We start from the raw sequence: 5,835 nt of genomic DNA, 5'->3' as shown, positions 1-5,835 counted from the left end.
GGGGTATTTCGGGGCTCGCTGCGGGGTGTGCCCCCCCCGGCTGCGAGACAAGACAGGGGGATTCCCACCAACTTCGCATGTTTCTAGAGATGTCGTTACGGGGCAGCCTTGTCAAGGGGTTGCTCTGCGCCCGATTCGGATTGCGGTAGCTAAGGATGCGGCGTTTAATTTTTACTATGCGGATAATTTGGACTTACTCGCAGAGCTAGGAGCCGAATTAGTCGAATGGAGTCCATTAGCCGATCCGCAATTACCGCCAGATATTTGTGGCTTATATTTTGGGGGTGGATTTCCGGAAGTCTTTGCCCAGATCTTAGCTGAAAATCGATCGGCGATCGCCGCAGTCAAGGCAGCAATTATCGCGGGAATGCCTACGTATGCTGAATGTGGTGGATTGATGTATTTGAGCGATCGAATTATTGATTTTAACGATCGATCTCATGCAATGGTGGGGATTTTTCCGACTACTGCCGTGATGGGAAAAAAGTTAACACTCGGTTATCGCCAGCTTACGCTTTTGCAAGATAGTTTAATTCTAGATTCGGGCGATCGAGTGTGGGGGCATGAGTTTCATCGTTCTACTCTAACTGATTTACCCGATCGACCTTTATACGATCTTCAGGGTTACGAATCTAACTCGATCTTCCGACCGGAAGGTTGGTATAGATACTGTGTCCAAGCGGCTTATACCCATCTACATTTCGGAGCCAGACCGGATTTACCGGATCGATTTATCGATCGGTGTCGTAAATTTGACAACATATTTGCATCTCGAAAATAATAAAACGATCGCGATCTGAATTTGAAATTGTAGCTACCACATCAAACACTTTTTTAATTTTGGTGTTAGTATGTGTGGGAGTCCAATTAGAGAACTCGACCTATTATTTAGGTGAAACATCTACAAATTTAAAAAAATTCATGAATAAATTAATCCAAACAATTGCCCTCAGTGCTATAGTTTTATCCCCTGTGAGCCTCATCGGTACTGCTACTGCTGCCAACGCTCACCACACCTCCTCTCACGTTTCGACAGTATCGACAAAGATTTCCATCGCAGTTGCGAAAAAGACCAAAAAAGGTAAAAAGGCAACACCGAACAGCATGAAAAAACCTGCTGCTGGTACTTCTGATGCTACGAAAACCGATCCAGGAGCAACCGCACCTGCTGGCGACACGATGCCAGCGAAAACTACTCCAGATACCACCACCGTTCCCAGCACTAAAACCAATTCCACTGGTTCGGGCACTGAAGGTTCCAATGCTAAACCAGGTAACCTCAAAGTCCCCACCACTCCTGGTGCTACTACCGTACCTGGTACTCCCACATCCATTCCTGGTAGCGACTCGATGCCTAAGACTACCGTACCTGGCACTACACCCACCGTACCCACTGGCTTACCTAAATAAGTCAAGTCAAAATTCTTGACAGCGGTGCGGCAGAGCCGACGCTAGACACTCGAAATTTTGCGAACATTAATCTAGACTCGACATGAGTACGAGTGTCTCCAAGTAACTGACTGGGGACACTTGTTTAGTTTTCACACTTGACTCTAAACAAGCACCGCGCCGGATCTGTTCGCGGTTATACCTCGACCTGTCAAACTAAAAGCGTCATAATGAAAGTAAATTCATAGCATATTTATTAGCCTCACCGTTATGCCCCGTCTAGAGTCTCTTGCCATTCCCAATGCAGTAGCTACCCAGCCAGCATCGCTGGACTATTATCCCCAAACTCAGTTACACGATCGACAGCCGATCGAGGATAATTTAGAGACTCAATCGCCTCAACTACATTACGATTTGGCGATCGTCGGCGGCGGGATTATTGGGAATACACTCGCCCTCGCGCTGCAAAATTCGGGATTGCGAGTAGTCTCGATCGAATCGCAAGCTCAGTCGATTTCAATTTCCAAGGGTAGAGCCTACGTGCTATCGGTGCTCTCAGGCAAAATCTTTGAGGGTCTAGGCATCTGGAATCGCATTTTACCTCACGTTACTCAATTTAGCCAAATTCAAATCTCTGATGCCGATTATGCGGGCGTAGTGAAAATGTATCCAGAAGATCTGGGCACCGCCGCATTAGGCTATGCAGCCAGTCATGAAGTATTACTAACCGCACTCCAAAGCCAACTGCGATCGGCTCAAAATCTTACCCAAATGTGCCCCGCGCAAGTAACTGCGGTAGAATACAGCCAGACAGAGGCAACACTTAGCGTCACAACTCCAGATACCGACACACCTGTGATTATCCGCGCGAATTTGGTAATTGCCGCCGATGGCGCGAAATCTGCACTCCGAGAGCGAGCGGGAATTGCTACCAGCGGCTGGAACTATTGGCAATCTTGCATTACAGCCACGATCGAACCCGAAAAATCTCACCAAAATATTGCCTACGAAAGATTTTGGTATGCTGGGCCGATCGGGGTGTTACCATTAGCAGATGGTCGCTGTCAGGTAGTGTGGACGTTACCCCACGAGCAAGCCGAAGCATTGCGCGATTTGCCAGCAGATGAATTTCTCCAGCAATTAGAGCATTGTACGGGTGGATTATTAGGGAAACTAAAACTCGACTCTCAACGGTGGTTATTTCCCGTTAAATTAATGCAGTCTCAGCAATATACCGCCCAGAGACTAGCCTTAATCGGCGATGCCGCGCACTGTTGTCATCCCGTCGCTGGGCAAGGCATGAACTTAGGAATTAGGGATGCAGCGGCTTTAGCAGAGATTTTAGTCGCCGCGCATCAAGCTGGTGAAGATATCGGCAGCGATGCCGTACTCAAACGGTATACGAGCTGGCGCAAACCAGAAAACTGGGTAATTTTAGCCTTTACCGATTTTCTCGATCGGATGTTCTCGACTAGCATTCTCCCGATCGTCATCATCCGCCGATTTGGACTATTATTACTAGATCGCATTCCCCTATTTAAACATCTGGCTCTGAGATTGATGACGGGATTGGCGGGTAAACTGCCGCAGGTAGCTCGATAGCTAGCAGATCTGTCGCTGTAAATGTCGATTTAAGCCAACCTGCGCCAAGCATTCGATCCGATTGTCATTCACCTGCATGATAGGAACTGCGAACGAGCGGAGCCGAGCGAACGTGCTTGAAACCGAGTTCGCGAGCGATTTCGCCTAATTGGGTAAATTCATCTGGAGTCCAGTATTTAACGACGGGGAGGTGTTCTAGAGATGGGCGCATGTATTGTCCCATCGTCAGCCGATCGCACTCGATCGATCTTAAATCTTGTAATGTTTCGATAATTTCGGCGATTGTTTCGCCATGTCCGAGCATTAACCCCGATTTAGTTGGAACGATCGGATCTAGTGCTTTAACACTCGCTAGAACATCGAGCGATCGCTGGTATTTTGCCCCCCGTCGCACCCGATCTTGGAGTCTGGCTACTGTTTCGATATTATGGTTGTAACAAGCAGGTTTAACGGCTACTACAGTCGCGATCCGGTTTTTTTGCTGCTGCTGGGCATCCTTCCCGCTCCAAAAATCGGGAGTCAGTACTTCGATCTGAGTAGTCGGATTTACAGCCCGAATTGCCAAGATGGTTTCGACAAAGCCACTCGCACCACCATCATCGAGATCGTCCCGCGCTACGGCTGTTAAGACTACATACTTCAATCCGAGCAGTCCTACTGCTTCGGCAACCTTCTGTGCTTCCTGGGGGTCTAGCGGCATCGGTGCGTGCCCTTTATCGACCTGACAAAAACCACAACTGCGAGTGCAAATCGGCCCCATTAGCAAAAAACTAGCAGTTTGTTGACTGTAGCACTCGCCGCGATTGGGACAGCGACCTTCTTCGCAAATTGTATGAATTTGACGCTGTTTGACAATCTGCTGTACTGTCGAAAGTTCGCTAGCAGTACCGATCGATCGCCGTAGCCAAGTAGGTAGAGTTTGAATTTCAGCGCGCCAACGTGCTAAATCTGCGGAAGATGAGGGCATATTAAAAAGAGTAGGAGTTACGAGTTAGGGTAAAGGCCTCGGCTGCCATTCAACTATCGATCTCGGTGCATGGCGATCGACAAAGCATAGAACTCGATCGATGATTAAAATAGGATAAGCGATCGGGCATGGGTCGATCGATGTTACCCTTGAATCTTAGCAATTCTCCATTCTGCAACGGAGAAGAACCAAGGCACGAGATAGACATTATTTTCCAAAAATTTTATCAATTTGCACTGAAACTGGGTTAAACCATCTGAATTAGAGAGATAGGAGTAACAACGAGTAACAACACCTAAGTTTATAAAAAACAATCAGGAGTCAAGTGTGGCAACTAGTAAAATCTTGGTAATCGATGATAGTCGCGTGATTCGGAAGACCGTACGCGATATGCTCCCAGAGGGCGATTTTGAAGTAATTGAGGCAAAGGATGGGCTGGAGGGCATCAACTTTGTCGAAACAGAACACCCCTCGCTAATTATGTTAGATTTTATTCTACCCAAAATGAGCGGGTGGGATGTCTTCCAGCAAATTCAGGCGCATCCAGAATTTCAGAAGATTCCCTTGGTATTGATGTCGGGGAAAAAGGAAGAGGTCACGAGTAAGATCTCGGAACCATTTGAATTTTTTGAATTTATTGAAAAACCATTCGATCGGGTCTTACTCGCCGAAGCGATTCGGGTGGCGATGACTAAAGCTCGCAAAGCTCGTCCACGCATGGCTGAGTTACCTGTAGCTGCGGCTGTGTCGATCGAAGCTTCAGTTAGCAACGATGAAGTCTTGCAGTTGCAAGCGCAGCTAGATCGAGCGATGGAGCGGATTGCCGCGATCGAAACTACCAGTCGGACGCAAATCGACCAGCTCCAAACCCAATTGGCGACGATTCAGCAATCTCAACAAACCGAGCTGCAAGCTTTAATTGCTAGATTTGAAGCCGAACAGCAGAGTAGAGATGCCCGACATCAAGAAAGTACCCAAAAAACGATCGAACTAGAAACAGAAGTCGATACTTTGAAAAAACAATTGGGTCAATTAATCGTTCTAATCAAAAAGAGATTAACTTAGTACCCAATCTCGATTGTTGCAAATTGAACCGATTGAGGTAATGTTACTCCTCGCCCGACTCTAAATTTATCGTACCTACTAATTTATCTCTCGCCTGCCTTCTAAAGCGCGGGCGAGAGTTATTTCGTCTGCATATTCTAGATCGCCACCCATCGGCAGTCCGAAGGCAATTCTAGTAACTTTGGTCAACGGTGCGATTAGTCTACCTAAATATAAAGTAGTTGTCTCGCCTTCTACCGTTGGACTCACAGCCACTATGACTTCCTTAACATCATTAGCTGCAATTCGCTGTAGAAGAGTAGAAATATTTAATTGTTCGGGACCGATCCCATCCATCGGTGAAATTACCCCACCTAAGACATGATATTTGCCACTAAATTCTCGCGTTTTTTCTAAAGCAATTACATCGCGAGAATCGGCGACCACGCAAATTGTGTGCGGATCTCGTTGGGGATTGCGACAGATATCGCAAGTTGGTTCGGCGGATAGGTGAAAACAGACCTGACACAAGCCGACTTGCTGTTTGGCTTCAATTAACGATCGAGCTAATTGCTCGACCTCGGCTGAAGACCGTTTGAGAATGTGTAAAGCTAATCTTTGAGCAGATTTAGGCCCTACTCCTGGCAAGCGTTGTAATTGCTCGATCAGATTGGCAAGGGGGCGCGTGTAAGCCGTAATCTTTGCTCCTATAAAATCGGTTGAGAAAATTATTATACCATTTTGGATTTAGGCTTTAGGAATTAGGTTTTAGGTTTTAGGTTTTAGGTTTTAGGGATAGTGGCCACAAGCGTCTCCGCGTCTCCCCGTCTCCC

Annotated in this window: 5 protein-coding genes and 1 pseudogene; 4 read left to right on the top strand and 2 right to left on the bottom strand. The window is 47.1% G+C overall.

Translation table 11 applies throughout. The features are described 5' to 3' along the window. The 3 genes and pseudogenes from RMO79_RS04975 to RMO79_RS04965 all read left to right on the top strand — a co-directional run. A pseudogene (locus tag RMO79_RS04975) lies at positions 1–781 on the top strand (hypothetical protein); the annotation flags it as partial. Positions 782–921: 140 nt separating this feature from the next. After that, entirely contained in the window at positions 922–1,410 is a 489-nt protein-coding gene (locus tag RMO79_RS04970; RefSeq protein ID WP_310481950.1) for a hypothetical protein, read from the top strand. A 249-nt stretch (positions 1,411–1,659) separates the two neighbouring features. After that, the gene (locus RMO79_RS04965) at positions 1,660–2,991 is read left to right on the top strand and encodes an FAD-dependent hydroxylase (RefSeq protein WP_310481949.1); all 1,332 of its coding nucleotides are present in this window, start codon (positions 1,660–1,662) and stop codon (positions 2,989–2,991) included. Positions 2,992–3,055: 64 nt separating this feature from the next. Here RMO79_RS04965 and lipA read toward each other — a convergent pair whose 3' ends face one another. Further along, a complete protein-coding gene (gene lipA, locus RMO79_RS04960; RefSeq protein ID WP_310481948.1) occupies positions 3,056–3,958 on the bottom strand; it encodes a lipoyl synthase in 903 nt (300 codons plus the stop codon). Between the two features lie 327 nt (positions 3,959–4,285). Here lipA and RMO79_RS04955 point away from each other — a divergent pair, with 327 nt between their 5' ends. Continuing rightward, on the top strand, positions 4,286–5,023 hold the full coding sequence (locus RMO79_RS04955; protein WP_310481947.1) for a response regulator: 738 nt from the start codon (positions 4,286–4,288) through the stop codon (positions 5,021–5,023). Positions 5,024–5,101: 78 nt separating this feature from the next. Here RMO79_RS04955 and recR read toward each other — a convergent pair whose 3' ends face one another. Further along, positions 5,102–5,713 (bottom strand): recombination mediator RecR, encoded by a 612-nt coding sequence (gene recR / locus RMO79_RS04950; RefSeq protein WP_396136526.1) that lies wholly within the window; start codon positions 5,711–5,713, stop codon positions 5,102–5,104. Positions 5,714–5,835: the final 122 nt, after the last annotated feature.

This window comes from Chamaesiphon sp. VAR_48_metabat_403 (assembly GCF_031422475.1).
Classification (GTDB): Bacteria; Cyanobacteriota; Cyanobacteriia; order Cyanobacteriales; family Chamaesiphonaceae; genus Chamaesiphon.
Note: the sequence above shows the minus strand (reverse complement) of the source record. Positions and strands in the feature narration are given on the sequence as shown.